4 protein-coding genes are annotated in these 4091 nt (G+C 39.4%); all 4 read right to left on the bottom strand.

Going from position 1 to position 4091, the window contains the following annotated elements:
• The coding region (locus tag ABYV26_RS22215; protein WP_372683546.1) for a hypothetical protein at window positions 1-1018 on the bottom strand (1018 nt) is incomplete at its 3' end.
• Window positions 1019-1283: 265 nt separating this feature from the next.
• Window positions 1284-2294, bottom strand: coding sequence for a glutathione synthase (locus ABYV26_RS22210; protein ID WP_372683545.1), 1011 nt, complete (start codon window positions 2292-2294; stop codon window positions 1284-1286).
• 154 nt (window positions 2295-2448) lie between these two features.
• Window positions 2449-2907 carry a hypothetical protein gene (locus tag ABYV26_RS22205; protein ID WP_372683544.1) on the bottom strand — a complete coding sequence of 153 codons (459 nt, stop codon included), beginning with the start codon at window positions 2905-2907 and terminating at the stop codon, window positions 2449-2451.
• Window positions 2908-3521: 614 nt separating this feature from the next.
• Window positions 3522-4091, bottom strand: a 570-nt coding sequence (locus ABYV26_RS22200) for a hypothetical protein (RefSeq protein ID WP_372683543.1), incomplete at its 5' end; no start/stop codon positions are given.

Genomic DNA, 4091 nt, shown 5'->3' with positions numbered 1-4091 from the left:
TAACTGGCCTAGGCCGATATACTTTGTCAACATGGAGATTAATATAGTCACAAAATGAACATTGCCCCCAATAGCAACCTGTTGACTGCGCAATTGGTATTGGTGTTTCCATTGGTATATGTTTAATATTTTTCTTTTGTAATCTATTGTGCTTATGGCGCTGAGACGCTGTTCTTACGCGAAATGACTTAAATACGATTGGAGTTAACACCGATGATTTATTGGATAGAAAGCAATTTGGTTCATCAATCGGTTTACCGTGTAATATAAAATTTAACAATTTAAGTAAAGGTATTTCCCCATCATATTTAACACAGGAGTCAATAGGTGATGTTCTAATTAAGTCTTTCAGATATTGATCAGAAAGCAAGGTTATAACTGGCCCACCAAAACAAATATGAACATCATGCATTTTATTTTTGATTTCATAAGCCAGTATCAGGGCTGGAATAAACTGCTGCGCAAATGGGATAGAAAAACCTACAATCGGGACACCTCTGTCAATTATTTTTTTTTGTATTTGATCCTTTAATAAATCCTTCAATGTACGTGCTTCATGATTTTTAAAATAGGTTTCGATGTCATTCAGAGCCGGTATTTTATTTTTATAGAAGACGCCAAATACTTCTCGAAATATATCAATATATATCCTTGTATAACGTATTCCGGATATCTCCATCTCCATCAAATTCTTTATTCGACAATTATTAGATTCCATCTGATTGCCGTACTTAAGCCTTCCAATCGACCTTAAACAGGAAAAGTATTGATCTTTTTTCAACCTGGAATCAATACCTACGTTTTCTAACCTCTTCTTTGTATGTTCACACAACTTAAGTCTTTCATCTATAAAATATTTACTTGTAAGCCTGCTGAGTGCAATAATATTTAAATCTAATGGTTCAGCAGAAAAGCCATTCCTACTCATGTATGAAGATAAAAAATGGGGCGCTGGATAAACACGGGATATTCTATCCATTGGAGGAGGAAATATTATGATTGTATCAAGTTTCTTCATGCTTTACATTTACGGCAATCGATATGCCATTTGCTCTATTTAATGTTCATTTTTGGTCAAAAAACAATTGTGTAAATATTGCGCATAAAAAATGTATGAACAGCCACGAAAGAACCTTTAATAATTGTGGTTTCCGACCAAGTTAATCTAACCCAACTTAATTAGGCATTAATCAAAAATGTTGAATAGGTTTAAATAGTGTTCTAAGTTTAAATTTAAACTAAACAAGTATTGTTCATACAATACCTTATTAAAGATCTCATGCTCAGGCCTCATTCCTGTGGGAAAAGTGGGTGACGGTGTCGATGCGGTGCTCGATGAAATCGATGACTTTATGCTCGAGGCGGTCATTGTTCAACTGGTTGATCCTGGGGATACCGCCGGGACTGACACAGTTGACCTCAACCAGCTTGCCGTCAATGATGTCAATACCTACAAAATAAAGTCCATCGGCGATCAGTTTGTCCTTGATAACCTCACAGATCCGCATTTCACGTGCTGTCACCCGGTGAGCGAACACCTCCCCGCCGGCATGCACATTGGTACGAAAGTCCCCTTTTTTGGGTTTGCGGCGCATGGCGCCGAGGATTTCACCGTTGAGAAGCATTATGCGGATGTCACCTTCTTGCTTGACGCTTTTGATGTATTCTTGAACCATGATGGGTTCACGGCGGGCATATGATTCATAGGCACGCACGTAGTAGTGGATAAGCGAGTTCAGGTTCATCCGGTCGCGGGTGCTTACCTTGATCACCCCTTCACCTCCGAAACGCTGCAGGGGCTTAACAACCATGGCCCCACCGAAATCATCGATAATTTTGCGCAGACGGGTGGGGTCTCTGGACACATGGGTTTCAGGAATTATTTCAGGAAAGTTGAGGATGTAAAGCTTGCTGTTACCTAAAATCTGACCTGTGGTGTTATTCAGGATAAAAACGTGATTATTGACGGTCTGCAAGAACTCCATTGTCTGGTAATTGAGTGGGGGATTGCTGCGTAAAAACAAGGCATCGAGATCAGTGATGGCTTCGAAAATAAGGTTGTCCTGCCTGGTGCAACGGATGATCGCCTGCCAGTATTTAGTCATTCCGAGACCCGGTTTTACCGTTATGTTACGCATACGGGCGACCACCTGATCCTTGCGGATGTATACGTCATGGGGTTCCAGAAAAAAGACCGTGTGTCCCCGCTCATTGCACTCATACATCAGGTGACTGGTGGTCTCGTTTTCAGGCTGTATCTTTACCAGTGGATCCATCAAGTATGCAATTTTCATAGTGAAGCCTGACCTTTGTTTTCGACCTGTTGAAAGTTTTATTTTGTTTTTTATTAAATTTAGTATGATCACATAGAATCATTTTAAAAAAATTGAATGAATCGTTTCTTTAAATGGTTTGATTGGACCGTCCGTCTACTAATAGAAGCTCAGGCTATTGAATTGGATAATAACCCCATTTAGCAGGTTTATCATCGTAAAATACAATTGTGTACCCATCGGCCATTTCAACAATTTCAGCTTTGCTCCCGCGAACGTTAGGTTCATTCAATTTTCGACGATTGATATTAGACTTTTCTTTTGCCGCCTTTTCTTTCGCTTCTTGGATCTCCTCTTCTGTCATTGGAAATTCAACAAATTGTCCGCTTTCTGGCAATTCTATTCTATTAACCCAGTCTTTCCCCATAGTGTCATCCGCTTTTTTAAACGAATTTGAATAAGCAGTCACACTATCTGCATAAGCTATTTCTTCCTGAGACATGGGGAAAGATACGGTTTGGCCACTTTCTCCCATTTCGAAGGTGATCATCCGCTGTTCAGCAACGGCATCAGTAAAAAAGAATACAAAACTGATTAGAAACATATTGAATAATATAGAGCTATATTTTTTCATTTTTCGTCCCTCCATTAAGAATGAACCTTGTCAGTAATCCTACCAATAGTGACAGCAAGGTAGATGCCAAGTTGGTTTCCTACAAGTAACTATCCGTTTATAATCGTATTACTGATTACATTAGTAGATTTTCTGGATTTACAACCAGCATATAAAATGAAGGGCGAAATAGTTACACAGTATAATTGCAGACCGTCAGCACAAGTGAATCTTTTTTACACACTTGGCCAAAAAAAGAAGGACCGGCTCGTGATGATTAGATTAATCACGGATTAGAAACAGGCCGTCCATCGCTTTCTCTTCGATATCCGTACCGACGTTACCGGTGCCTTCGAAAAGCAAGTGTCTTGGACACATCGCACTTGCCTCAACTTCCACAGGAACAGTGAACAGATTCCGAAAGTTCATCAACAGCATTATTTGTAGATTTTAGCGAAGAAAGGTTTTGAGTCTTGCATAGTTAAAATAGGTCGCTTGGATGGAAGTCATGTTGGAAGAATAGTGAGACTTGAGATTTTCATGGCCGATGCGCGTAAGAAAACATTTGCTCTTAAATCATGATATTCTCAAGGCATTTTGGGCCACATCTTTATTAAAAGCTATCAAATAATCGGCTAATCATGTACCCCGGAATTAACATCATCAGGAACCCATTTGATAGTAAATTCCGATTTGCCTCCGCTATTATTTACATGTGGTTGATCGAACGTTGATGGAGGCAGATGTGTAACGGTTATCGGTTCAAATTTGGCGGATGGATTGCGCAGTATTTGCAAATTAATTAGATATTCAAACGTCACCCGTTCTTTGTTAATAGCAGTATTAATAAGTTTTTCTATAATCTCGATCTTGTCATCCGATGCGGCCAAGGCGTCGATTTTTAGAATTTCTAAATCTGCGGCAAGTTGAATTTGCCGTTTTTCATAAGATCGCTTCAACATTTCGGCCCTGGAACGACGTTTCTTCGGTAATTTTTTCTGGTCCACTTGCTCGATAATCTCAATGTATAACTGTTCTATCAAATCCGCAACATTCACTTTTTTATCAGATAGAGTCACTTCTTCAGCCGCCTGTACGGTAATGCGATCACTCACATCACCAAAGAAAATAAAAAAGGACAAAAGCAGGCTCCAAAAGAAGAGTCGATGATCGCTTGTACAAGAAATGATCATTGTTAAACTCCT

This window comes from Desulfosarcina sp. (assembly GCF_041551955.1).
Taxonomy (GTDB): Bacteria; Desulfobacterota; Desulfobacteria; order Desulfobacterales; family Desulfosarcinaceae; genus Desulfosarcina.
The sequence above is the reverse complement of the archived record's forward strand: the minus strand, read 5'-3'. Positions and strand labels throughout refer to the sequence as shown.

Excerpts from the sequence above, each read along its gene's own strand:
- ABYV26_RS22210 (WP_372683545.1), bottom strand. The coding sequence starts at position 2,294 with ATGAAAATTGCATACTTGATGGATCCACTGGTAAAGATACAGCCTGAA.
- ABYV26_RS22205 (WP_372683544.1), bottom strand. The coding sequence starts at position 2,907 with ATGAAAAAATATAGCTCTATATTATTCAATATGTTTCTAATCAGTTTT.